Here is a 23,911-nt window from a genome sequence, read left to right on the forward strand (position 1 = left end):
AATTTTTAATTTCAAACCCATAATTTTTCAAGCAGTCTTTTATGAGCGTAAATGATGCCCGCTTGTATCTTAAATTGGGGGGCTTGAGTTTTCAAAAACTCAGCGTAATGAGACACTTGAGCCTTATGGCTTTGTTGGTAATTTTGAGAGCTTTTATAATCTAAAACACACAAATTTTGCCCCTTATCCCACAACAAAACATCAATCCTAGACACAACCCCTTCAAATAAAAAAGCCGCTTCGCCCCTTAAAATATAATTTTTAAAAAGAGCTTGTATCTCTGCATCGTTTTCAAAAAGCTCTAAACTTTCTTCTAACGCTTGGTAATCCAAACCATAAAAACCATGATGGTAGTTTAAATATTCTAAAACGCTTTTTTTAGGAATGTTATAAGCGTATTGGTATTCTAATCCCTTGTGCAAGGCGATACCAAAATTGATCGCTTCCTGGTCGTTATTCTTTTCATAATCGCTATCTGGCTCTTCTTCTATCTCTTGGACTTGCTCGCCATAGGCATGGGGCTTGATGAGAGCGCTTGTAATTAAAGGCTCTTTTTGAGGAGAAATAACCGGCATAATTTCTCCCTCTTCTAAAGGCGCAAGATCCAATTGTTCGCGCATTTTTTTGTTTTTGCTTTCTTTTTTGCTTTCTTTCTTGTCTTTGGCCACGACAATCAGCCCTAACTCAGCCCTAGTGAATGCGACATAATACACATTAATTTCTTCGTGATCTTTGGCCGCTTCTTCTTTGTCTAAAGCCCTAGCGTAATCTTTATCCACCACCTCACGATTTTTCATTCTGTAATAAAGGCGAAGAAGCTCTGCGCCGTTATATTCTTCAAGGAGTTGATTGGCATGGCTTGAATTAGGCTTGCCCAAGCGTTCGCACACGATCACATAAGGGAATTGCATGCCTTTAGATCCATGGATGGTCATGATTTGAGCGCCTTTTGAATTGAAAGAAGCGATCGATTTAGCCTCTAATTTTTCTAAAAATCCATCGGCATCTTCGCACCCAACCGCCAATTCCAAACAGCTTTGCGCAGGCTCTCCATAAAGCTCAAATTGCTCCATCACCTTCCACACAAAGCCTGCCACGCTCTCTTTTTTAGGGTTAAAACCAGGTAAAGCGATCACATCATCATGCAAGTATCCAGCGAGTTTTAAAACGCTGTGCTTATAAAAGGGCTTGTAAGGTTCTTCCGCTAGAGCGTATTCTAAAGCGTTCTTAATGATTTTAGACTCTACAAATTGAGACAAATTAGCGCTAGATTCCGTGCTTGGGCGAATGGCACTCAAATTCTCTTGCAAATAATTTTTGATTTCTAAAGCGTCCTTATTGGTGGCGCATAAAATGGTAATGTCTTTAGGATCAATACGATGATCTAAAAGGTTTTGGGCTTCTTGTAAGACCTGATCTAATAGCAATTCTCTTTCATCAGCCACTAAAGAGACTTTCACATAGCCGTCTGTAACATGTTTATTTTGAGAAGTTTTAGGGTATTTTTGCTCCAAATAAGCGGTGGGGGAATTTTGATAAGCCTTTTTAAAAATGGTGTTCACATAATTAATGATTAAAGGCGCACTGCGGTGGTTGAATTGTAAATTATCGTGGTAAAAATCCTTAGCAACGCTTTCAAATAAGGAGCTAAAACTCCCCCTAAAGGCATAAATGCTCTGCTTGACATCGCCCACAAAAAACACGCTCCTGTGCCATTTCGCTTGCCCTATCCCGGCTTTAATCTCATCAATAAAAGGGGCTAAAATCTTATAATCGTTCAAGCTCGTGTCTTGAAATTCATCAATCAAAATGTGCGCGATCTTGCTGTCCAACCTAAAATAAAAAAACTCCGCCGGCATTTCTTCATAACCATTCAATAAGACATGGACCTTATCTTTAATCGCGTCAAAATCTAAGACTTGGATTTTAGAAGTGGCGTTATCATAAAGTTGGATGAATTTAGGGAATTTTTTAAATATTACGGTTTCTTTGGCTTCATAATAGCGTTTTAAATCGTTTTCAATCTCTTCGCATTCGCTCTCTAAAGTGGGGATTTCACTTTTAAGTTTTTTGAAAGATTGATATTCGCTCTTTTTTTTAAGCCAGGTTAAAGAGCTGTTTAAGAATCCCCTAAAACTATCGCATTTAATGGCTTTTTTAGCCTCATTTGACGCTGTTTCTATGCTTTGAATTTGATTGTTTAAGCTTCTTAGTTTTTCTAAAAAACCCTCTTCATCAAATGCAGGCTCTTTCTTATTAGGATCAAATAAATAGAGCTTGTTTTTTAAAAAACGCAACCGCTCTAAAATAGGATCGCTTGTGTAATTATCATAACTCAAGCATTGAGCGATAAAAACGCTCAATTCCTCAAGCTGTTCGTTATTTAAAGCGCTCAAAAAACCCTCATTAAGCTGTTGTTGGTGCGCTTTGGTGTCTTCATTGACTTCAAAATTCGCGCTCAACCCCACAAACCAGCAAAATTTCCTCAAAATGCTTTGGAAAAACGCGTCAATGGTGCTGATTCTGATTTCAGCGTTTAAAAAGCGTTGGTAGATTTTTTGAGCGCTATTTTGCACTAAATCAGGGTTTAAATGGTATTTTTCTTCTAATTCTTTTAGGATATTTTGGGATTTTTCTTTTTCATTTTCAAGGTTTTCTTTTTGCAAAATTTTTAAATAGTCTAAAATGCGCTCTTTCATTTCGGCGGTGGCTTTTTTAGTGAAAGTGAGCGTTAAAATCTCGCTAGGATTAGCCCCCTTAAACAATAGGGCCAAAAACCGTACGCTCAAAGCGAAAGTCTTCCCGCTCCCTGCTGAAGCCTTTAAGGCCATGCATTGTCTTTTTGTATCCATTAGAGCTACCCCAAATTTCTATTTTGCCTTTATTATAGCCTAAAAGCCTTTTTTACTTAAGCTAAAAAACTTTAATCTTTTGCTATAATCATAGGGTTTTGTCGTTTTTTCTATCATTTTAATAGGAACAAAGGCAAAGACAGCGTCAAATTCACACATGCTAATCCTTGTATTTAGGTGTTCTTAAGAAATTTAAGAATCAAATGAGCATGGAGGAAGAGAACCAAAATAACTTTAAGGAGAATATTCTCATGGTAACCATGAAAGATTTATTAGAATGCGGTGTGCATTTTGGACACCAAACAAGGCGTTGGAACCCTAAAACCAAGAAATTCATTTTTGGCGTTAGGAAAAATATCCATATTATTGATCTGCAAAAAACTTTGCGCTATTTTAGATACACTTATAACATCGTGCGCGATGCGAGCGCTCAAGGCAAAAGCATCATGTTTGTAGGCACTAAAAAACAAGCCAATGAAACTTTGAAAGAATTTGCTGAAAGCATTCAAGTCCCTTATGTCAATTACCGCTGGCTTGGTGGCATGCTGACTAATTTTAGCACCATTAGAAAATCAGTGAGAAAATTAGAAATCATTGAAGAAATGGAAAATAGCGGTCAAATTGATTTATTGACCAAAAAAGAAAAGCTCATGATTTTAAGGAAAAAAGAAAAGCTGGATAAGTATCTTGGCGGGGTGCGCCACATGAAAAAAATCCCTGATATGATTTTTGTGATTGATGTGGCTAAAGAAAAAATCGCTGTCGCTGAAGCCAGAAAACTCCATATCCCTATCGTGGCTCCCTTAGACACTAACTGCGATCCTGATTTAGTGGATTACCCCATTCCTGGAAATGACGATGCGATCCGCTCTATTAGGCTATTTTGTAAAGAAATGAGCGAAGCGATTTTAGAGGGGCGAGAACTCATGCAAGAAGAAATTGTCCATGCGGATGAAAATAGCGAAGAGATAGAGTTCGTGAGCAATGAAGAAAAAGAAGAAATGCTCGCTGAAATCCAAAAAGAAATCACTCAAGGAGCCGAATAATGTCAGGAATTAGCGCTCAACTAGTCAAAAAATTAAGGGACTTAACCGATGCGGGCATGATGGATTGCAAAAAAGCCCTTGTTGAAGTGGCTGGGGATTTGCAAAAGGCCATTGATTTCTTGCGTGAAAAAGGCTTGAGCAAAGCCGCTAAAAAAGCCGATAGGATCGCTGCTGAGGGCGTAGTCGCTTTAAAAGTAGCGCCTGATTTTAAAAGCGCGATGATGGTAGAAATCAATAGCGAAACGGATTTTGTAGCTAAAAATGAGGGCTTTAAGGAATTGGTTAAAAAAACTTTAGAAACGATCAAAGCCCACAACATTCATACCACAGAAGAGCTGCTTAAAAGCCCGTTAGAAAACAAGCCTTTTGAAGAATATTTGCACTCTCAAATCGCTGTGATCGGTGAAAACATTTTAGTGAGGAAAATCGCTCATTTAAAAGCCCCTAGCTCTCATATTGTCAATGGTTATGCGCATTCTAACGCCAGAGTGGGCGTGTTAATCGGTATAAAATACGATAATGAGAAAAACGCTCCAAAAGTGGTGGAACTGGCCCGAAATATCGCTATGCATGCCGCAGCGATGAAACCTCAAGTGCTAGATTGCAAAGACTTTAGCCTTGATTTTGTCAAAAAAGAAACTTTAGCCTTGATCGCTGAAATTGAAAAAGACAACGAAGAGGCTAAACGCTTGGGCAAACCTTTGAAAAATATCCCCGCTTTTGGGAGCCGCATTGAATTGAGCGATGAAGTTTTAGCCCATCAAAAAAAGGCTTTTGAAGACGAACTAAAAGAGCAGGGCAAGCCTGAAAAAATCTGGGATAAAATCGTTCCTGGAAAAATGGAAAGGTTTATCGCCGATAACACCCTTATTGATCAACGCCTGACCCTTTTAGGGCAATTCTATGTCATGGACGATAAAAAAACTATCGCTCAAGTCATCGCTGATTGTTCCAAAGAATGGGATGATGATTTAAAAATCACTGAGTATGCGCGTTTTGAATTGGGCGAAGGCATTGAGAAAAAGGCAGAAAATTTCGCTGAAGAAGTGGCTTTGCAAATGAAGTGAGATTTTTGAAAAACAACCTTTAAAGGTTGTTTCTTTTAACTTTTTAACTTTCTTTATTTATCTTGTTTATGAGACTGATCATCAATTTCTTTATATTAAAAATAAACTCGTGTTTTACAAGAAATAGATAAATAAGAGCAAATATGCTAATGAGAGATCGTTTTCAAAAATTTTAAGACATTTTGTTCTCTTAAAATGTGATTATGCGAAAAGAAGCTTTCAATCTGGTGGTGGTTAGAAAATTCCTTTTTATGCTCATAAGCTTTTCTGATGTAGGGGGCAAACCCAAAGGGGTTTTCTAAATCCTTTAAGGCGTTTTTCAAACTTTCTTCATCTTTATCTAAAGTATCAAAATACTTGAGTAAGACCTCTCTGGTTTCATAACTCAAAATATCTGAGCCTTTAAAAAAAGTGATGTCTGCATTAGCGACTCCATACACATAAATCGCATTGGGTTTAGGCAGGTTTGAATTCCACATGGGGCGAGAAGTTTGAAGATTTTTTTCACCCTTATCGTTTTTAGAAAACTTAATTTCAATCCCCACCACATGATCAAAAATAAAAACCAAAAAATCAGGGTAATTTTGTGAGCCAAAAGGCTGGTATAAAAAATGGCTTGTAAGGTTTGAAAAAGGGTTTTTAAGGGTGTGTGGGTGGTTTTTTTCTAAAACTTGCTTTTTGAGTTGGTTAAAAGCGGTTTTGATTTCTTTATTAGGCTTTTCTTCATATGGCTTAATTCTTCTGTTAAATCGCCATTGATTTCGCTAAAGTGTTTTTTTAATTCATTCCTAAATTGGTTTTCAAACTGCTCCCCTGTGCTAGAACTTGCAAAAAACTTTCTTTTATTGGTAATTTCTTGGAACACTTTTTCAAGCATGCATTTCCTTTAATTTGCAATATTCTTCCACAAAATCATAAGTAGAAAACCCTAAAACTTGCGTGTTTTTATGAGCGAGTTTGTTAAAATCAATTTTATGGATAATCCTTAAAGCTTCTTTAGAATGGGCTTTGATGAAAAAATATTGTCGGTTTTTAACCAGTAAATTTGCATTGGTGATCTTTTCGTTGTAGTCATAAAAGCCTTGTCTCACCACCGCAAAATCCCATTGGTATTTTTCTTTGTTGAAATATTTTAGGGTGTGTGGCGTGTTGTTATGAATGTAAGTGATGAAGTCACTATGGCGGATTTTAGGGGGTGCAATGATGCGTTCGTCTTTAAGATTTAGGGCGATATTTTTATGCATATAGATTTGAAAAACGCATTTCACATCATAGGGCCGTTCATTAAAAATAAAAGCGTTTTTCTCTAAATCAGCGTTTAAAACCAATTTTGCACGCTTATCAATGTGTTTTTGAATAGAATAGCGTTTGAATAAATTGGGCAAAATAAACGCTGTAATAGGCGCTTCGTTTAAAGATTTGTTTAAAAAATCTAAGGCTAATTTCCCTCTATGCCCAAAAGGAGGGTTGCCAATAATAATACGCTTTTTATCAAACTCAATCAATTCCAACAAATAATCTTTTTTTTGAATGCCTTGAGCTTTAGGGGCAATATCAAGGGCGTCCCAATCAGCAATCCCTAATTCTTTTAATGCATCAACAAAGCTCCCACTCCCTGCACTTGGCTCTAAAAAATGGAATGCGTTTAAGTCTAGCCCTAGATTTTGATTGATGAGATCTTTTAATAAATCCAAACAAAATCGCGCGATTTTGGGGTGGGTGTAAAAAGCGTCTAAATTCTTTTGCAAGGTAGTATTACTAACCATTTTAATCCCATTTTAGTTGAAATCAAACCCACCCGCTTCACCTAAACTCATGCTCTCATAAGCCGCATCCACATAGCTGTTGCGGATCTCGCATTTTAAAACCTTCTCGCATTTCAAGCAACTCGTTACTTGCTTTTCCTCTTGGCATGCTTGTAATTTCAAAAGAGCGTCATTAAAACGCTCTTCATATTCTAATTTTTTAGCGCTATTTTGCATCATTCTCCCTTTAAATATTTTTCTAAAATCTGAGCTTCATGCTGGCTGGCTAAATAGCATTCGCTTTTTTCATGGTAGCTTTCCACGCTTTGCTCTAGCAAACGCTTTTTAACCCCCTTATCAAAATAAAACGCTTCCCCTTTAGCTTTTTCAATGATCAAGGCCAAAGGAAAGACTTCAAAAAGCTTTCGCAATTTCTTTTGCGGGTAGGAAAACATTCCGCCTTTTTTGATGAGCACATGATGGACATCAGCCACCATAGATCCTGAGTATCGTAAGCGGTAATTTTCTGCAAAAAACCCTTCTAAAGCCTTTTTCAAGCCCAAAGAAAAATCTTTTTGATTGCCTCCGCTAGCGATGATTTTACCCTTATTTTCTAAAACGATGGTTTCTATAAAATGGAACTTGTTCTGGTAAAACGAGTAACGATAAACTTCTTCTAAAGCCACCACTAATTCAATTTTATGCCCAAAAACCACATAAAGGCTTGCGACTAGATTTTGCGCCTTATAATCCTTTTCATAAACCCCTATAATCGTGCCTACTAAGAAATTCGCCTCCATCACGGAGCTCCCGTCTAAGGGGTCATAAGCGATCAGATAAAAGCCGTTTTCTTTAGTAACAGGCGTTTCTTTTTCTTCGCTAAAAACGCTTTTGACATTTTCTAAACTCAAAAAAGCTTCTTCTAAAAATTTGTCTAGGGCTAAATCCGCTTTAATAGGCGTATCCCCGCTGCTGTTTTCTAACTTAGTGTAACTCCCAGCGTCCGGCTTTTCTAAAATCTCTTGGGCTTTTTTAACCCCTTTTTCTAAAAGACTGATGATTTCTATAACGATGTTTGCATGCTTGCCTTTAAAATGTTTGTAATCCATAAAAACCCTTTTATGATTTGATTAAAGATGCTAATATTTTACTTGAAAACATTGAAAATAGGGAAGTATTTTGAAAGTAGCTCCGAGCCTTTTGAGTGCTGATTTTATGCATTTAGCCAAAGAGATAGAGAGCGTGAGTAACGCTGATTTTTTGCATGTGGATGTGATGGATGGGCATTATGTGCCTAATTTAACCATGGGGCCTGTGGTTTTAGAGGATGTTACTCAAATGAGCCAAGTGCCTTTAGATGTGCATTTAATGGTAGAAAATGCGAGCTTTTTTGTAGGATTATTCGCCCCTTTAAAACCGCAAATCATCAGCATTCATGCAGAAAATGAAAAACACCCCCACAGGGTGTTGCAACTCATTAAAAATTCAGGCATCACGCCAGGCGTTGTCCTAAACCCCCACACGCATGAAGAAAGCATTAAATACTTGCTAGAAAGCGTGGGGTTAGTGCTTTTAATGAGCGTGAATCCAGGCTTTGGTGGGCAGAAGTTTTTAGATCTGGTGCTAGAAAAATGTCTGAAAGTCAAGGAATTGATTAAGCGCTACAACCCTGGCTGTCTTTTAGAAGTGGATGGGGGCGTGAATGATAAAAATATCTTTGAACTCCAACAAGCGGGCGTGGATGTGGTGGTTTCAGGGAGTTATATTTTTAAATCCAAAGATCGTAAGCTGGCTATTGAAGGCTTACAGAATGTCAGACAATCTCTTGCATAAAGATATTCAAGTCCTAATCGCTCGCTTAAAGCACCAGGATTTAAGCTTAGGCATGCTAGAAAAATCGCTCTCTCGCCTTATTTATGATGAAATCAATTTGGAGTATTTAAAAGCATGCGGGCTTAATTTCATAGAAACGAGTGAAAATTTAATCACGCTCAAAAACCTTAAAACCCCCCTTAAAGATGAGGTTTTTTCCTTTATTGATTTAGAGACCACCGGCTCTTGCCCCATAAAACATGAGATTTTAGAAATCGGGGCCGTGCAAGTGAAGGGGGGGGAAATTATCAATCGTTTTGAAACCCTTGTGAAAGTCAAAAGCGTGCCTGATTATATCGCTGAGCTTACAGGCATCACCTATGAAGACACCCTAAACGCCCCAAGCGCACATGAAGCCTTACAGGAATTGCGGCTTTTTTTAGGCAATAGCGTGTTTGTAGCCCACAACGCTAATTTTGATTACAACTTTTTAGGGCGTTATTTTGTAGAAAAATTGCATTGTCCTTTATTGAATTTAAAGCTTTGCACTCTGGATTTATCCAAACGCGCTATTTTGTCCATGCGTTATTCTTTGAGTTTTTTAAAAGAGCTTTTAGGGTTTGGCATAGAAGTCAGCCACAGAGCCTACGCGGACGCTTTAGCGAGCTACAAGCTCTTTGAAATATGCTTATTAAACTTGCCTAGCTACATCAAAACGACGATGGATTTGATTGATTTTTCCAAATGCGCTAACACTTTGATCAAAAGACCCCCAAAAGCCAGATACCAAGAGATCCCATCGCCGTTCCCTCTTTTTGAAAGGACAAAAGGTTTGTTAGACATTATGAAAGCGACCAGTTAAACGAAAGTTGTTTAATGGGGTTTGATTGGGGGTGAAAATTTATTGTTTTTGTTCTTTGAGAATATCGCATGCTTCTTTTAATCCTAACTCGCAACTCTTTTCAAGGTTTTCTGTCGTTTGCTTTTCATCCTTTGTTACGCCTTTACCCTCATTATAAAACGCTGCTAGAGCGTAACACCCTTTAGCATCGTTCAATTCACAAGCTTTGGCAGAATATTCAAAAGCTTTTTTAAGATCCTTTGCTACGCCTTCACCATCACGATAAAACTCTCCTACAAGCGTGCATGTTAGAGCCTCGTTTAATTCGCAAGCTTTAGAGTAATATCCAAAAGCTTTTTTAAGATCTTGCGTTACGCTTTCACCAAAAAAATAATCCCCTCCTAATTTAGAACACCCTTCACCATTATTCAACTCGCAAGCTTTAGAGTAATATTTGAAAGCTTTTTTAAAATTTTGTGTTACGCCTTCACCATTATGATAAATATCCCCTAAAATCGCACAACCATCAGCATCGTTTAATTTACAAGCTTTTTCAAAGTATTCCTTAGCCCTAGTGAAATCTTTATCCGTGTAAATAATTATACCTGAAAGTATAAGCTCTTTAGAGTCTTGTTCTGCCATTAACCCCCCCCCACATAAACACAACACCCCCAAATGCAAAACCCTAAAAACCGCTTTTTTGACGCTCATATCATTTTGTAACCAGTATTGACGCTCAAAACTTTAATGTTTGAAAGGTAGGGTTTTAGCCGCTTTGTTTTCATCGTTTTATAGCAAAAACCCATAAAAGGATAGGGGAGTTATTTGCGATACCCTACCCCACAATATCCAACAAATGCTCTTCATGCCACAATTCAATTTCTTCTTCTTCCAAGCCAAACGCCTTAGCCCTTTGGCTGTTTTGATAGCGGTTTTTAGAGCCTTCTTTAGGGTCTTTATCGCTAATAGCTTGCATGTTTTCTAACGCTCTTGTTTCTTGGGCTAATTCAAGCTTATTTTGAAAGCTTTGCGCTAAATCCAGCATATCACTCCTTGCACCCTGTTGGATAGCAGAATTTAAAGGAGCGTTTTGGTTGATATAAGTTACATTGCCTAAAGCTGAAACACCCATGCTAACCTCCTTAAGTGTTTAAGTGTCCTTTAGACTAATAGTTCGGTATTTTGAGTAAATGACATTAGCTCCTTTGATGATTTTGACAAATTTTCGTTGCGTGTAGTCAATTTCGTAACTATTAAACGCATCTTTTTGCATCTTAATCAACATTTTGGCTAATTCCATAATGATCTCATCTTTGGGCGCATTCTTTTGGCAAAAAACGATCAAATGCGATCCAGGAATATCTCTTACATGCATCCATAAATCATTCGCTCTTGCGTCTTGTAAGAGTTTGATATTCTCTTTTTGGTTTTTCCCTAAACCGATCTTAAAATCCTTATAATACAGCACTTCATACCCGCTCATCGGGCGTTTGGTTTTAGAATTTTTTACCGGCATAAACATTTCTAAAACGCTTTCTTCTTGCGCTCCTTTAACATAGTTAATTTGATTTTCTTTAAAAGCGATTTTTTCTTTCAAATTCTCTTCTTCTAAATACAAGAATTGCGATTTTTGTTTCTTTTTTTTGCTGAGAGTGAATTTTTTATTGATAAAAGCGTTTAAGGGCATGCTCTTATCAATTTCAATCATGCATTCTTTATCTTCAAAATCCTTTAAAATCACGCGATTTTCACGCCTGTTGATTAAATGCTGGTAAGTGAGCAACAATGAGGCTTGAGTTTGCAATTCTTTCGCTTCCAGCTGTAAAGTTTTAGGATCTTCTAGTTTTTCTAATTTTTCTTTCAAGCGTTCTTTTTGGGCGTTTAATCGCTTGATGATTTGATTTTTTTTGTGTTCCAATTCTTTGTGCTGATAGGATAAAAAATCTTTTTCTAAAATGTCCAACAATCCCTTAAAATCCAAATCCTCTTCTTGATGCTCGTAAATATTAGGAGGCAATGCCCCTAAAATATCGTTTTTAGCCACCCTGTCATTAAAACGAAAGGCCTCTATCACGCATTTTTCTTGATCTAAAATCATGAGGTTGGCTTTTTTAGGGATCATTTCTAAACGCAAAATAAAATTTTCACTCTTATAAGCTAAATCTTTAGCGCCCTTGATTTCTAAAATCCGATCGTTATCAATGACGTTTGCTTGTAAAATTTTGGCGTTTTTGGTGAATTTATTCAAACAAAAATCTAACGCTAAAGTGTTTTTTAAAACGCTCTCTGGGGGTTTTTTGGACAAACCGATATAAGGCGCATTCAAATCCACAACAAAGGCGTGTTTTTCTTTAGAAAAAGCCTCTAATAAAAAACTAGACGCGTTCAAGCGTTTGAGAGAGAAATGGGTTTGAGTGTTTAAAAATTCGCTGAATTTCTTTAAAAGAAAAAATTTCATCATCACACCTTTAATTTTTCCTTAGCGAAAGAAATCGCGCTCTCTATATTCTCGCTCCCCCCTATCATGCGCGCGATTTCTAAAACCCTTTCTTCGTTATTAAGGGTTTTTGCAAGGCTTTTGTGGTTTTCTTTAAACACCAAAATATGGTTTTTAGCAACGGCTGGGATATGGACTTGGTGCGAAATGGCAAAGATTTGCGAATGGCTGCTCAAGGTTTCAAGGGCTTTAGAGACCGCCAAACTCTCTTCGCCGCTCAAGTTGGAATCCATCTCATCTAACACCAACACGCCTTTAAAATCCTTTAAAAACTCCATTTCTAAAAGCATGAACGCCAGCCTCAAACGGCTGTATTCCCCAGAGCTTAAGGTTTCTAATTGGGAATTTTGTAAATGTAAAACGAGTTTTTGAACGCCTTTTTCGCTCATGGGGGCGTCTTCTAAGATCAAACTAGGGCTTTTTAAGAGCAAATCTTTCGCTTTAGCGCTTAAAAGAGCGTTAAAACCGGCTAAATACTCTTTCCTAAAGCCGCCTATTTCTTCGCACAATTTCAAGCATTCGGCTTTCAATCGCTCTATTTCTTTGTGGTAAGTTTCGCAATGATGGTCAATTTCTTTTAAGTTGTGCAGTTCGTTTTTAACATGCGCTAAGCGTTCTTTAGCATGCATAATACTCCCGTAATCCTTAATGATCCCGCTTAGCATGCCAAGTTTTTCTAACACCTTTTCAATATCCAAACGCTCGCACTCTTCTAATTTAGCCTGCTCTTTTTCCAATAAAGCGCTCGCCTCTAATAAAGCGCTTTTTAAAAATTCAGCGCTATGGCCCACGCTCTCTAAAGCATGCGTGATTTTGTGGGTATTTTCTAGCACATCTAACGCCAGAGCGATCTTGTCGTTCAATTTTTCCTTACTAGAGAGCAATTTTTTTTGCTCCAAAAGGCGTTCGTATTCGTCTTCTTTTAAATCCAGCCTCTCTAATTTCATTTTTTCAAAATTCAAACGCTCCTCTAAATCCTTTTGGAAACGCTTTTTATCCTCTAACGATCGCCTTTCTTTTTCCAGCTTCTCTAATTGGGTGAATTTTTCTTCAAGTGCGCCTAAAAGGGGGCTAAACGCCTTGTTTTCGTTTTTAATATAGCCATCTAATAAGGAGAGTATTAAAACATCGTTGAGTTCATTCTGGCTGAATCTGTCGTTAGATAGGCGCTTGATCAAGCCTTTTAATAACGCTTTGAGCGTGTTTTTAGATAGGCTTGTTTGGTTTAAAAAATAGCGCGTTTTTTCTTTTTTGATCACGCTGATGACTAAGGGTTCATGCTCATCTTCTCTAAAAATGCCGTATTCTTCCGTGTCTAAAAAAGACGCGATCAATTCCACTTCAATGTTTGAAGCGTTGCTCTCTTTAAGCCCAAACGCCCCTAAAAGACTCGCAATAAGGACGCTTTTCCCCACCCCACTAGCCCCACTAATCGCGCTCAATCCGTCTTTAAACTCCAGATCCAGTTTTTCAAAAACGGCATTTTGACGCACTTTTAAGCGTGTGATTTGAACGTTATTGAAATCTCGCATGTTTTTTACCCTTTTATCTTTTTATCTTTTTTTGCTAGGGCTTTCCCCCCATAACAGTTTTTCTTTAAGCACTTTAAAATAATCCCTTGAATTTTTTTGTAAGAGCTTGGTGGTCGTGGGGCTTTTTTGAATGTATAGGGGTTGGTTGGCTTTTAAATCATAAGTGGCTTGCCCATCAATGACTACAAGAGCGTCCTCATGAGTGCAAAAACTCAAGCAAAATTCCGCCCCTAACACTAAAGGGCGTTGCGTTAAAGAAAAATCGCACAAGGGCGTTAAAATATAGCTCTGGCTTAAAGCATGCACAATCGGCCCATGAGCGCTCAAATTATAAGCGGTCGAGCCTAGGGGCGTGGCAATGATAAGCCCATCGCCTTTATAGGTGTTAAAGGGCGTATGGCCTGCATAAGCTTGGATGTCTAAAACCCCTAGAGCTTTTTTTTTAGCGATCACGATTTCATTGATCGCATAAAAAGAAGTGTTTCCAATACGGCCCTCTAAAGCCAAATGCTCTTCTAATTTGATCCTATCTTGCTTGAGATCTTGTAAGAAATCTTTCAACCCGTTCAATTCAACCGCGCTCAAAAACCCTAAATTCCCAATTCTAACTCCAAAACACGGCTTATTGTAAGCATGCGTCATTCTTAAGGCCCCTAAAATCGTGCCATCGCCCCCTAAACACAAAAACGCATAGGCTTTTTCTATCAATCGTTCGTCTTTTGCCCCATCAAGGCTATCAATCACAAAGCTTTCAAACCCCTCATCTTCTAAAAGCTTTAAAACCCATTCTTTAGCCTGCTCTAGCTCTTTAAAAAGAGCGTTTTGATAATGGGTGGGCCGCACAAACACGCCGATAGTCTTGTTTAAATCTTTCATGCGTATATTGTAGCTTAAAGCTTGAAACAAAATTTTAAAAAAGGGGGTTTTAATTGCTTTTTTATCATCTTGTGTAAAGTTCATGAAAAGTTTTTATTGTGGTTAATGTTTCATTCTTTAATCGTTTTTAATTGTTTTTTGGGTATTCTTTTTAAGTAACAAAAAATTATTTTTAAGGAATCACACATGAAAAAATTTTTTTCTCAATCTTTGTTAGCCCTTATTATCTCTATGAATGCGGTATCTGGCATGGATGGTAATGGCGTTTTTTTAGGGGCGGGTTATTTGCAAGGACAGGCGCAAATGCATGCGGATATTAATTCTCAAAAACAAGCCACTAACGCTACTATCAAAGGCTTTGACGCGCTCTTGGGGTATCAATTTTTCTTTGAAAAACACTTTGGCTTACGCCTTTATGGGTTTTTTGACTACGCCCATGCCAATTCTATTAGGCTTAAAAACCCTAATTATAACAGCGAAGCGGCGCAATTGGCGGGTCAAATTCTTGGGAAACAAGAAATCAATCGCTTAACGAGCCTCGCTGATCCCAAAACCTTTGAGCCGAACATGCTCACTTATGGGGGGGCTATGGACTTGATGGTCAATGTCATCAATAACGGTATCATGAGTTTGGGGGCTTTTGGTGGGGTGCAATTAGCCGGCAATTCATGGCTTATGGCGACGCCGAGCTTTGAGGGCATTTTAGTGGAACAAACCCTTGTGAGCAAAAAAGCCACTTCTTTCCAATTTTTATTCAATGTGGGGGCTCGCTTAAGGATCTTAAAACATTCCAGCATTGAAGCGGGCGTGAAATTCCCCATGCTGAAGAAAAACCCCTACATCACTGCAAAAAATTTGGATATAGGGTTTAGGCGCGTGTATTCATGGTATGTGAATTACGTGTTCACTTTCTAGGGGCGCGTCCCTAGAGCGTTAGCACGCTTTCAATGATTTGAATCAACTCTTCTTTTCTTTTTTCTAAGCTTTTGGGCGTCCATTCTGTGTATTGTGCAACATCTATGGTCATCTTATAGCAAGTCATCACCCTGAAAGTTTTTTCCCTACCTCGCTTGTCCTTACCTAGCTTGACAGCGTTCCCCATATAGATTTCTTTTTTATCTTTGAAATCTTTATTTGAAGCTTTGGTGTTTTTCTGGCCCCCCAAAAGCGTGAGATTGGCTAAAGAATGCGTGTATAATTCCCTTTATTCTTCGCTAAAGTCTTTCACCCATTGGCTTGAAGAACCAGGTTGTTGAGGTAAAATGTGTTCAACATGAAAATCGTTCTTTTCAATGCGTTTAGGGCAAGGATCGTCGCTCATGGAATATTCCACTAAAATGAGAATGGGTTTGAGCCATGAATTTTTTGAAGCCTTTTTGTGTTTTTCATACAAATGGTCATCTTTTAGTTTTTCTCTAAAGTTTTGTGTTATCTTATTTTTATCATCATCTAAATATTTTTTCACAATAGAAGCGATGTTCTCTACGCTTTTCTTTTCTTTTAGGGCTTTAATAATGTTGCAATTAGTTTGTTTTTTAGGTTCTTCTCGCGTTGCAACCCAATTTTGGTAATAAAACTTGACTAACAACTCCTTTAAAGCCTCTATATCTTGATCACTATAATGGTGTAATATGCTAGTGTACAAAATAATGCGCCAAAAATCAGAGGCTAGATAAGAAAGCAAATGAGCGTGCCAATCTTGCATTTCCAATACCTTACAATAAGTGTTGTAAAAATCTTCTATGCCCTTAAGGTATTCTAATGGGGGTTTATTAAGCTTTTCAAACTGATCGGCAAGTCTTTCTTCCATGCTTTTCCCACTAGTTACCGGATTGAGATAGGCTAAATACCAGCTGAATAATATTTCTGCGGCGTTCTTCTCTCGCTTGTTCTCTTTTCTCTTTGGAAATTTTGACTCATTCTCTGAGCATTTTTGACGCAAGGCGTTCCAACGAAACACAAACTCTTCTTGATCCTTTTCTTTAGCGAGTTTTTTTAGCAACTCCGCTTTAAAAATATCTATCGCATGCAAGGGCAAACCCCTAGCGTTTAAAACACTAAAAATCCTTAACGCCATACTTATATTGGGGCAAGTGGTTTTGATAAATACGACCTTAAAATACAGCCACTTAATAAAAGCGTTAATGTTTTCAATCTCTTTCTCTTTAAGATAGTTTTTTAAACAAACCGCATTTTTTAGGTAATTGTTCTTGTTATTTTTGCTTGCATGAGAGTTGTCAAAAAAATCTAATGCATCTTGAAAATCATCTTTAGCGTTAAGCCCTATAGTATTAAAAATCAACCGCTTTCTTTTTTCTCCATCAGTATCGCCCAAACTCTTTTCTAAAAAATCTCTGCTAGTTTTATCGTTTAAAACTTCATTATTATAGAGAGTGGCTAAAACTTTTGCGAGCAGAATGAAAGTGCTTAAGCGTTGCTGACCATCTACAACATCATAGGTTGTAGCGTTGGTTGCAGAATCTGTGCCAATTGCGATTAAAACTAATGATCCGCAAAAATAATCGCTTTCTTTATAATATTCATAGCTAGAAAGCAAATCGTCTAAAAGCTTTTTGCAGTTTTCTTCTGTCCATTGATAAGGGCGTTGGTAGATGGGGATTTGGTAATAAGCCCCAAATTCTTTAGCTAAAATATCTTTTAATTGATAAGCTTCGCCTTAAGCTTCGCCTTTAATGCTTTCGTTTGCCATAAAAACCCCTTGTATTGTTTAGGATAGATTATAACATTAAAAAGTGTTTTTTTTTTTTTTGAAATATTTCCACACATTAAGACGCATGGTTTATCGCCATGCTCTTTTTTAAAGCTTATTTTCAAAGCTCCTTTAAAACCTCTAAAGGCGATTTGAACGCCAGATTGAACGCTTTAGCGATACCTTCTTGGGTGATGTAGCCGTTATAAGCACTCAAGCCTCCAAGCGTGTTCGCCACGATTTTAGTGTTGGCCGTTAAAAAACCCTTCAAGCCATGCTCTAAATAATACAACAAATACGGCACGCTCGCATGGCTATAAGCCGTAGAGCTCGTTTTAGCGACAATCCCTGGCATGTTCGGCACGCCATAATGCAACAAATCCTCTTCCACATACACCGGGTTAGAATGGCTTGTCTGGTGTATGGTCTCTATGCACCCCCCTAAATCGCAAGCCACGTCTATCACTACCCCTTGTTTTTGCATGCATTTTAAATGCTTTCTTAAGATCACTTTAGGGGTTTGGCTCGCTGTAACCAGCACCGCTCCCACTAGCCCCACCGCTCCGTTTAAGGCTTGAATGATATTAGCTTCATTCACGCTTAAAACTTCTAAATCATACAAATGATAATAGGGGTGGTTTTGCAATTTAGCGTAGTCTAATTCTAAAATCGTTACTTTAGCCCCCATTTGGCTTAAGACTTTCGCACTCTCCATACCAACCACACCGCCCCCAACTACGACAATTTTAGCCCTTTGCGCACCCGATAAACCCCCTAGCATGACCCCCTTACCCATAAAGCCCTTAACATGCTCTAAAGCCAGCAAATAATGTTGGATTAAATGCGCGGCCAACCTCCCAGCCACCACGCTCATAGGCGCTAAAATAGGGTAGTCGTTTTTAGGCCCGGCAATGGTTTCAGTGCAAATAGAAGTGATTTTTTTATCTATAAACATTTCGCACAAGCTTTTTTGATACGCTAAATCCAAATAACTAAACAGAGCCGCTTTTTCTTTCAACAAAGGGTATTCATGCTCTAAAGGTTCTTTGCATTTGACCACCAAATCCTGCCCCCACGCTGTTTTAGAATCCACGATTTTAGCCCCCACGCTTTCATACGCTTCGTTACTATAACCGCTATTAGCGCCGGCATTATTTTCTACCAAAACTTCCACGCCCTTTTGAGTGATTAGCGCCACATCATCAGGCACCAAAGCCACTCGTGATTCTAAATCCATGCTTTCTTTAACTAGCCCAATAGTCATGTTAATCCTTTAAATAGTAGTGTCAGTTATGATTATATTCGCTCAATAAGACTATTGGAGTGTTTTTCTGTCAAAAATTTGAATAGTCTTACTCTTTTACACAATGAAGTTTGTTTGTTATTCATTTTCTTATTATTTTGTAATCGTTGGTTGGGATTTAAAATAGAATTCACTTAACGATTAAAGGATGCGTTTATGAAAGACAACACAACCTTAAGCAGGGACATTGGCTTCAACCAATTGATGATGATCGCTTTAGGGGGGACGATTGGCACTGGGCTTTTTGTAGGCACAGGGGGGAATATCGCTAGCGCGGGCCCTTTAGCCACGCTTTTAGCGTATTTGATTGGAGGGATTATTGTCTATTCTATTGTTTTATCTTTGGGGGAATTAGCGAGCGTGTATCCCACTACAGGGAGTTTTGGGGATTATGCGAGCCGTTTCATTAACCCAAGCACCGGGTATATGGTCTTTTGGATGTATTGGCTGAGCTGGGTTTTAACCGTGGCAGTGGAATACATCGCCATAGGCTTGCTTATGCAACGATGGTTCCCGACTGTTCCTGTGTATGTGTGGGTCATCGCATGCATTGCGCTTTTATTTCTATTGAATTTCTTTTCGGTTAAGATTTTTGCCACAGGCGAATTTTTGCTCAGCACCATTAAGGTTTTAGCGGTCTTTGTGTTTATTGTGCTTGGGTGCATTGGTATTGTTTATTCGTTTTATTTGCATGGATTTGAAGGCGTGTTTGCTAATTTCTATTTTAATGGGGAGACTCAAGGGCTAGAAAAAGGCTTTTTCCCTAAAGGAGTGGGGGCGTTCTTTGGGGCGATTTTAGCGGTGATTTTTGCTTACACAGGCACAGAGATTATCGGCGTTGCAGCAGGAGAAACTAAAGACGCGAAAAAAGTCATGCCTAAAGCGATTAAGGCGACTTTATGGCGGATCGTGTTTTTCTTTTTAGGGGCGGTGTTTGTGGTATCGGTGTTTTTACCCATGACGGATAGCGGTTTGACGCAAAGCCCTTTTGTGAGCGCTTTAGAAAAAATCCCCTTACCCTTTTTGGGCGTGGGTATCCCTTATGCAGCGGATATTATGAATTTTGTCATTGTCACTGCGATTTTATCCACCGCTAATTCTGGGTTATACGCTTCAGGGAGGATGATTTATGGCTTAAGTCAAAAAAAGATGTTTTTCCCTCTTTTTGCTAAACTTAACGCCTCTGGCACGCCCACTTATGCTTTGTATTTATCTTTAGGGGTTACACTTATTGGCATGCTCACCGAAGCGTTTGCGCCAGAAAAAATCATGGCAAGCTTGATCAATGTGGTGAGTTTTATGGTGATTATTGTATGGATCAGTATCAGCGTAGCGCAATACCGCTTCAGGAAAGAGTATCTGGCTTTGGGGAAATCCTTAAAAGATCTGCCTTATAAAGCCCCCCTTAATCCCTTAATCCAAATCATTGGCATCAGCGGGTGCTTGGTGGGGCTTATAGGGGCGTATATGGATGCAAATGAACGCATTGGAGGGTATCTCACGCTAGTGTTTATGGGGCTTTGCTATGGGGCGTATTATTTGAGTAAGGACAAATGGGGCTATCAGCAAGAAAAAGGAATTTGAAGGAGTTATAAAATGATTTTAGTAGGATTAGAAGCGGAGTTAGGGGCGTCAAAAAGAGGCACCGATAAAGGGGTTAGGCGTTTGAGAGAGGTTTTAAGCGCCACGCATGGCGATGTGATTAAAGGCATGCAAACGATCACTCAAGAGCGGTGCGTGCTTTATAAAGAGTTTAGATACGCTAAGAATTTTGAAGATTACTACCTTTTTTGTAAAGAAAATCTGATCCCTTGCATGAAAGAAGTGTTTGAGAAAAAAGAATTCCCTTTGATTTTAAGCTCAGAGCATGCGAACATGTTTGGGATTTTCCAAGCCTTTAGGAGCGTTCATAAGGACAAAAAAATAGGGATTTTGTATTTAGACGCGCATGCGGATATTCACACGGCTTATGACAGCAATACAAAGCACATTCACGGCATGCCTTTAGGCATGGTTTTAAATCGTGTCCATAGCGGGGTTAATCATATGAATGAGAGCGAAGAAAAGGCATGGCAAAAGCTTTGCTCTTTGGGGTTAGAAAAGGGAGGGTTAGAAATTGATCCTAAATGTTTGGTGTATTTTGGGGTAAGAAGCACCGAACAGAGCGAAAGGGATGTGATTAAGGAATTAGAAATCCCTTTATTTAGCGTGGGCGCAATAAGAGAAAACATGCAAGGAGTGGTTCAAAAAACCAAAGAATCATTGAAAGCGGTGGATATTATTTACCTGAGTCTGGATTTAGACATTATGGATGGCAAGCTTTTCACTTCTACTGGCGTGCGTGAAAATAACGGGCTGAGTTTTGATGAATTAAAGCAATTACTGGGCTTGCTTTTAGAAAGTTTTAAAGACCGATTAGGGGCGGTTGAGGTAACCGAATACAACCCCACGGTGAGCGTCAAACACAATAACGAAGAAGAAAAGCAGGTTTTAGAAATCTTGGATCTCATCATCAATCGCTGTAAAATTAAAGATGAGAAGCGATCTTTTGCAAGGAGTTACTGATCGCTTTTCAAACCAAACGATAAAAAAGTTGAAAAATTTGAAAAATGAGATCTAAAAACAGGAGACACCAAGAAAAAATCAGCGCAAAAATCCTTTTGACAAAGGATTTTAAGACTAAAAATGGTATATACACAAACACAAAAAAATAATAATCTAGGGCGTTAGCGCTTTTGAGATCACTTAAAGCTTATGCCCAGATTATCAGTTTATGGATTTTGTTCTATAAGAGGCAGTATTTTGAAAAGTTAAACCGCTTTGAGCGTCAAAAAATGTCTTGTGCGTTTTGAGAACGCATGCAAGCTATCTGTGTGTCAAAAATGGGTATTTTCTACTAAAACCAAGCGAAATCAAAAAAAAAAAAAAAAAGATTTTCATGGGAATAATAAAATTTTAAGAATTTTATGACAAAATTCTGCATGTTATTAAGTTTTTTTGTTTTTATTACCTACGACTGCTATTTGCTTTTGTACAACTATACTCAAAAAACTTAAATAATTTACCATTTTAATCTCTTAAAACATTAAGGAGTTTGCGTTGCATAAAAAAGTTCTGTTGGCTTTAACTGCCAGTTTGATTTGCCAAGAGTCTTTGTTCGCTAAGGAAAAAGATTACACTTTGGGCAAGGTTTCTACTGCCGGTAAAAAGGATAGATCTGACTATTCTGGGCAGGTCAATTTGGGTTATAGCGGGATTACCGCGCCTAAGAGTTGGCAAGATGAAGAAGTGAAAAAATACACAGGAAGCCGCACGGTGATCTCTAACAAAGCGCTCACCCAACAAGCTAACCAAAGCATTGAAGAAGCTTTACAGAATGTCCCCGGTCTGCAAATTAGGAATGCGACAGGTGTAGGGGCTATGCCCACTATCCAAATCCGTGGCTTTGGAGCTGGAGGTTCAGGGCATAGCGATGCGACGCTGATGTTAGTTAATGGTATTCCTGTTTATATGGCCCCCTACGCCCACATTGAGCTAGACATTTTCCCTGTTACCTTCCAAGCCATTGATCGCATTGACGTGATCAAGGGTGGAGGCAGCGTGCAATATGGGCCTAACACTTATGGGGGTATTGTCAATATCATCACTAAACCTATCCCTACTCAATGGGAAAACCAAGCGGCTGAAAGGATCACTTATTGGGCTAAGGCTAGAAACGCCGGGTTTGCCGCTCCCCCTGATAAAACCGGTGATCCTTCTTTTATCAAGTCTTTAGGCAACAACCTCCTCTATAACACTTATGTGAGGAGCGGAGGGATGATCAATAAGCATGTGGGTATCCAAGCGCAAGCTAACTGGGTTAGAGGTCAAGGCTTTAGGGACAATAGCCCCTCTAGTATTTCAAACTATTGGCTAGATGGGATCTATGACATCAATGAAAGCAATGGGATTAAAGCCTATTACCAATACTACGATTTTGCTATCGCTCAACCGGGATCACTCAGCGAGCAAGATTACAAAATAAACCGCTTCGCTAATTTGCGCCCCTTAAACCAAAAAGGCGGGCGCTCACAACGCTTTGGGGCTGTGTATGAAAACCGCTTCGGGGATTTAGACAGAGTGGGCGGGACTTTTAGCTTCACTTACTATGGGCAGTTGATGACTAGGGACTTTCAGGTAAGCTCTAGCTACAATAGCGCTAACACGGTTACTTGTTTTAGCGAAGCGGCATGCAGGGCGGCAGGACTTCCGGCAGGGTATAACTTGGCTGTGCCTTATTATGCCACCAACTACAATGGTTGGGCAGAAGTAGAAAACCCTGTGCGCTCCATTAACAACGCTTTTGAGCCTAAAGTGAATCTGATCGTCAATACCGGGAAAGTCAAGCAAACCTTTATCATGGGCTTGCGTTTCATGACCACCACTTTTTTACAGCGCCAATACTTAAACACCAATGAATGCGCCACCAAAACGAGCGGTGAGGGGGCAGGCTTCTTGTGTGAGGGCGCTAGTGTGATGAGCGGTTGGAAACCCCACATCAAGCATGGCGTTTATAGAAACTGGAATAACTGGCGTAACAATTACACAGCAGTCTATTTGAGCGATCGCATTGAAGCTTGGGACGGGCGCTTTTTCATCGTGCCTGGTTTGCGCTACGCTTTTGTGCAATACAACAACGAAAATGCGGCTAATTGGGCGCAAATCCCTGAGAAGGATTTAAGAAAAATCAAGCACATGAACAATTGGATGCCCTCAACCAACATTGGCTTTATCCCTGTGCAAGGCGATCACAATGTGCTTACCTACTTCAACTACCAACGCTCTTTCGTCCCGCCTCAATTAGACGTTTTGAGCTATGGAGGAGCGGAGTATTTTACCCAACACTTTGACACTGTGGAAGCAGGAGCGCGCTACACCTATAAAGATAAATTCAGCTTCAATGCGGACTACTTTAGGATTTGGGCGCGCGATTTTGCCACCGGGCAGTATTCAGTCTATACAAGCGGCCCCATGAAAGGTAATGTGCGCCCCATTAATGGCTATTCTCAAGGCGTGGAGCTGGAATTGTATTACAGGCCTATTAGAGGGTTGCAATTCCATGCCGCTTTCAACTACATTGACACTCGTGTAACCAGCCATGACCCTTTAACAGACTTGAATGGGGATGTGCTAAAAGGGACTAGCTATAACAAGCATTTCCCATTTGTAAGCCCTTTCCAGTTCATTTTTGACGCTCGCTACAATTGGCGTAAAACCACCATTGGTATTTCTAGCTATTTTTACAGCCGCGCTTATAGCGGGATTAGCAACAGCGCAGCAGGAGGCTATTATGGGATGCAATATTATAGTGGGGGGAACAACTATGAAAGCGTTCTTAATAGCGGTTATCAATGCGAAGCTTGGTGTATGACCCAGCATGAAGGGCTCTTGCCTTGGTATTGGGTGTGGAATATCCAAGTGAGCCAAATTTTCTGGGAAAACGGGAGACACAGAGTTACAGGAAGCTTGCAAATCAATAACATCTTCAACATGAAGTATTATTTTACAGGGATTGGCTCTAGCCCTGCAGGCTTACAACCCGCACCTGGAAGATCAGTTACAGCGTATTTGAACTACACTTTCTAAAGGCT

The 23,911-nt window shown here is 39.1% G+C and carries 18 protein-coding genes and 2 pseudogenes; 8 read left to right on the forward strand and 12 right to left on the reverse strand.

The genetic code is table 11. The features are described from left to right. Positions 1-11: 11 nt before the first annotated feature. Positions 12-2,852: a RecB-like helicase gene (locus EWZ81_RS04845; RefSeq protein ID WP_165549197.1), complete on the reverse strand. Its 2,841-nt coding sequence runs from the start codon at positions 2,850-2,852 to the stop codon at positions 12-14. 251 nt (positions 2,853-3,103) lie between these two features. Here EWZ81_RS04845 and rpsB point away from each other — a divergent pair, with 251 nt between their 5' ends. Together rpsB and tsf are read left to right on the forward strand one after the other, a co-directional pair. Beyond that, complete coding sequence (gene rpsB, locus EWZ81_RS04850; protein ID WP_000258276.1) at positions 3,104-3,898, forward strand: 30S ribosomal protein S2; 795 nt, start codon at positions 3,104-3,106, stop codon at positions 3,896-3,898. Next, positions 3,898-4,965 carry a translation elongation factor Ts gene (gene tsf / locus EWZ81_RS04855; protein ID WP_165549198.1) on the forward strand — a complete coding sequence of 356 codons (1,068 nt, stop codon included), beginning with the start codon at positions 3,898-3,900 and terminating at the stop codon, positions 4,963-4,965. The genes rpsB and tsf overlap by 1 nt, the downstream gene beginning before the upstream one ends. A 146-nt stretch (positions 4,966-5,111) precedes the next feature. On the opposite strand, the pseudogene EWZ81_RS04860 reads toward tsf, so the two are convergent. From EWZ81_RS04860 to EWZ81_RS04875, 4 genes and pseudogenes are all read right to left on the reverse strand, one after another. Next, positions 5,112-5,842, reverse strand: a pseudogene (locus EWZ81_RS04860) (type II restriction endonuclease). Beyond that, positions 5,835-6,731, reverse strand: a complete 897-nt coding sequence (locus tag EWZ81_RS04865; RefSeq protein ID WP_165549199.1) for an SAM-dependent methyltransferase — start codon at positions 6,729-6,731, stop codon at positions 5,835-5,837. Before EWZ81_RS04865 ends, EWZ81_RS04860 begins: the two are co-directional and overlap by 8 nt. 12 nt (positions 6,732-6,743) lie before the next feature. Further along, the gene (locus EWZ81_RS04870) at positions 6,744-6,947 is read right to left on the reverse strand and encodes a hypothetical protein (protein WP_001887733.1); all 204 of its coding nucleotides are present in this window, start codon (positions 6,945-6,947) and stop codon (positions 6,744-6,746) included. Continuing rightward, positions 6,947-7,819 (reverse strand): class 1 fructose-bisphosphatase, encoded by an 873-nt coding sequence (locus tag EWZ81_RS04875; RefSeq protein WP_165549200.1) that lies wholly within the window; start codon positions 7,817-7,819, stop codon positions 6,947-6,949. The genes EWZ81_RS04870 and EWZ81_RS04875 overlap by 1 nt, the downstream gene beginning before the upstream one ends. Positions 7,820-7,889: 70 nt before the next feature. On the opposite strand from EWZ81_RS04875, the gene rpe reads away from it, so the two are divergent. Together rpe and EWZ81_RS04885 are read left to right on the forward strand one after the other, a co-directional pair. After that, on the forward strand, positions 7,890-8,543 hold the full coding sequence (gene rpe, locus EWZ81_RS04880; protein WP_165549201.1) for a ribulose-phosphate 3-epimerase: 654 nt from the start codon (positions 7,890-7,892) through the stop codon (positions 8,541-8,543). Next, positions 8,521-9,384 (forward strand): 3'-5' exonuclease, encoded by an 864-nt coding sequence (locus EWZ81_RS04885; protein ID WP_165549202.1) that lies wholly within the window; start codon positions 8,521-8,523, stop codon positions 9,382-9,384. Before rpe ends, EWZ81_RS04885 begins: the two co-directional genes overlap by 23 nt. Before the next feature lie 39 nt (positions 9,385-9,423). On the opposite strand, the gene EWZ81_RS04890 is transcribed toward EWZ81_RS04885, so the two are convergent. From EWZ81_RS04890 to EWZ81_RS04910, 5 genes are all read right to left on the reverse strand, one after another. Next, entirely contained in the window at positions 9,424-10,074 is a 651-nt protein-coding gene (locus EWZ81_RS04890; protein ID WP_165549203.1) for a tetratricopeptide repeat protein, read from the reverse strand. A 124-nt stretch (positions 10,075-10,198) separates the two neighbouring features. Next, positions 10,199-10,495 carry a hypothetical protein gene (locus tag EWZ81_RS04895; protein WP_000539080.1) on the reverse strand — a complete coding sequence of 99 codons (297 nt, stop codon included), beginning with the start codon at positions 10,493-10,495 and terminating at the stop codon, positions 10,199-10,201. 18 nt (positions 10,496-10,513) lie between these two features. Then, positions 10,514-11,821: a putative RqcH family protein gene (locus EWZ81_RS04900; RefSeq protein WP_165549204.1), complete on the reverse strand. Its 1,308-nt coding sequence runs from the start codon at positions 11,819-11,821 to the stop codon at positions 10,514-10,516. Positions 11,822-11,823: 2 nt separating this feature from the next. After that, the gene (locus EWZ81_RS04905; protein ID WP_165549205.1) at positions 11,824-13,392 is read right to left on the reverse strand and encodes a DNA repair protein RecN; all 1,569 of its coding nucleotides are present in this window, start codon (positions 13,390-13,392) and stop codon (positions 11,824-11,826) included. Between the two features lie 21 nt (positions 13,393-13,413). Next, entirely contained in the window at positions 13,414-14,352 is a 939-nt protein-coding gene (locus EWZ81_RS04910) for an NAD(+)/NADH kinase (protein WP_205250235.1), read from the reverse strand. Positions 14,353-14,454: 102 nt separating this feature from the next. Here EWZ81_RS04910 and EWZ81_RS04915 point away from each other — a divergent pair, with 102 nt between their 5' ends. Continuing rightward, a complete protein-coding gene (locus tag EWZ81_RS04915) occupies positions 14,455-15,183 on the forward strand; it encodes an outer membrane protein (RefSeq protein WP_165549207.1) in 729 nt (242 codons plus the stop codon). 10 nt (positions 15,184-15,193) lie between these two features. Here EWZ81_RS04915 and EWZ81_RS04920 read toward each other — a convergent pair. Together EWZ81_RS04920 and EWZ81_RS04925 are read right to left on the reverse strand one after the other, a co-directional pair. Beyond that, positions 15,194-16,921: pseudogene (locus tag EWZ81_RS04920) on the reverse strand (DUF262 domain-containing protein). 178 nt (positions 16,922-17,099) lie between these two features. Then, positions 17,100-18,242 (reverse strand): alanine dehydrogenase, encoded by a 1,143-nt coding sequence (locus EWZ81_RS04925; protein ID WP_165549208.1) that lies wholly within the window; start codon positions 18,240-18,242, stop codon positions 17,100-17,102. A gap of 195 nt (positions 18,243-18,437) precedes the next feature. Here EWZ81_RS04925 and EWZ81_RS04930 point away from each other — a divergent pair, with 195 nt between their 5' ends. The 3 genes from EWZ81_RS04930 (at position 18,438) to EWZ81_RS04940 (ending at position 23,906) form a co-directional block, all read left to right on the forward strand. After that, on the forward strand, positions 18,438-19,865 hold the full coding sequence (locus EWZ81_RS04930) for an amino acid permease (protein ID WP_079340958.1): 1,428 nt from the start codon (positions 18,438-18,440) through the stop codon (positions 19,863-19,865). 12 nt (positions 19,866-19,877) lie between these two features. Continuing rightward, complete coding sequence (rocF, locus tag EWZ81_RS04935; protein WP_165549209.1) at positions 19,878-20,846, forward strand: arginase; 969 nt, start codon at positions 19,878-19,880, stop codon at positions 20,844-20,846. A gap of 534 nt (positions 20,847-21,380) precedes the next feature. Continuing rightward, positions 21,381-23,906: a TonB-dependent receptor family protein gene (locus EWZ81_RS04940; protein WP_165549210.1), complete on the forward strand. Its 2,526-nt coding sequence runs from the start codon at positions 21,381-21,383 to the stop codon at positions 23,904-23,906. The last annotated feature ends 5 nt before the right edge of the window (positions 23,907-23,911 follow it).

Origin of the sequence: Helicobacter pylori (assembly GCF_011140715.1) — a bacterium.
GTDB lineage: Bacteria > Campylobacterota > Campylobacteria > Campylobacterales > Helicobacteraceae > Helicobacter > Helicobacter pylori_DA.

Excerpts from the sequence above, each read along its gene's own strand:
- EWZ81_RS04845 (WP_165549197.1), bottom strand. The coding sequence starts at position 2,852 with ATGGATACAAAAAGACAATGCATGGCCTTAAAGGCTTCAGCAGGGAGC.
- rpsB (WP_000258276.1), top strand. The coding sequence starts at position 3,104 with ATGGTAACCATGAAAGATTTATTAGAATGCGGTGTGCATTTTGGACAC.
- tsf (WP_165549198.1), top strand. The coding sequence starts at position 3,898 with ATGTCAGGAATTAGCGCTCAACTAGTCAAAAAATTAAGGGACTTAACC.
- EWZ81_RS04865 (WP_165549199.1), bottom strand. The coding sequence starts at position 6,731 with ATGGTTAGTAATACTACCTTGCAAAAGAATTTAGACGCTTTTTACACC.
- EWZ81_RS04870 (WP_001887733.1), bottom strand. The coding sequence starts at position 6,947 with ATGCAAAATAGCGCTAAAAAATTAGAATATGAAGAGCGTTTTAATGAC.
- EWZ81_RS04875 (WP_165549200.1), bottom strand. The coding sequence starts at position 7,819 with ATGGATTACAAACATTTTAAAGGCAAGCATGCAAACATCGTTATAGAA.
- EWZ81_RS04885 (WP_165549202.1), top strand. The coding sequence starts at position 8,521 with ATGTCAGACAATCTCTTGCATAAAGATATTCAAGTCCTAATCGCTCGC.
- EWZ81_RS04890 (WP_165549203.1), bottom strand. The coding sequence starts at position 10,074 with ATGAGCGTCAAAAAAGCGGTTTTTAGGGTTTTGCATTTGGGGGTGTTG.
- EWZ81_RS04895 (WP_000539080.1), bottom strand. The coding sequence starts at position 10,495 with ATGGGTGTTTCAGCTTTAGGCAATGTAACTTATATCAACCAAAACGCT.
- EWZ81_RS04900 (WP_165549204.1), bottom strand. The coding sequence starts at position 11,821 with ATGAAATTTTTTCTTTTAAAGAAATTCAGCGAATTTTTAAACACTCAA.
- EWZ81_RS04905 (WP_165549205.1), bottom strand. The coding sequence starts at position 13,392 with ATGCGAGATTTCAATAACGTTCAAATCACACGCTTAAAAGTGCGTCAA.
- EWZ81_RS04910 (WP_205250235.1), bottom strand. The coding sequence starts at position 14,352 with ATGAACTTTACACAAGATGATAAAAAAGCAATTAAAACCCCCTTTTTT.
- EWZ81_RS04915 (WP_165549207.1), top strand. The coding sequence starts at position 14,455 with ATGAAAAAATTTTTTTCTCAATCTTTGTTAGCCCTTATTATCTCTATG.
- EWZ81_RS04925 (WP_165549208.1), bottom strand. The coding sequence starts at position 18,242 with ATGACTATTGGGCTAGTTAAAGAAAGCATGGATTTAGAATCACGAGTG.
- EWZ81_RS04930 (WP_079340958.1), top strand. The coding sequence starts at position 18,438 with ATGAAAGACAACACAACCTTAAGCAGGGACATTGGCTTCAACCAATTG.
- rocF (WP_165549209.1), top strand. The coding sequence starts at position 19,878 with ATGATTTTAGTAGGATTAGAAGCGGAGTTAGGGGCGTCAAAAAGAGGC.